Raw genomic sequence first — 314 nt, forward strand, 5'->3', positions numbered from 1 at the left:
AAACTTTTTCACTTCACAAAATTATTTGTAAATATTTTGCAGGCTTCCTTGCTTGCTATTTGGATTGCCACGCCTCATCTCATTCGGCTCGCAATGACAGAAAAATTAAAATTCGTGATTATAAAAGTCATTACGAGGCTATTTATAGCCGAAGTAATCCACAAAAAAGAAATTTTATTATTTTGGATTGCTTCGCTCCACTTTGTTCGGCTCGCAATGACGGGAAAAATATTGTCATTACGAGGTTTTGTAAAAACCAAAGTAATCCAAAATGTATGGTGTGCTTTTTTGATAACAATGTGGCTTCAGCCCAT

1 protein-coding gene is annotated in these 314 nt (G+C 35.0%); it reads left to right on the forward strand.

Features of this window, described 5'->3' with window-relative positions:
• Nucleotides 1-93: 93 nt before the first annotated feature.
• A partial coding sequence (locus tag EZH24_RS14620; RefSeq protein WP_161976216.1) for a hypothetical protein occupies nt 94-314 on the forward strand: 221 nt, incomplete at its 3' end.

Origin of the sequence: Brachyspira catarrhinii (assembly GCF_005518285.1) — a bacterium.
Taxonomy (GTDB): domain Bacteria; phylum Spirochaetota; class Brachyspiria; order Brachyspirales; family Brachyspiraceae; genus Brachyspira; species Brachyspira catarrhinii.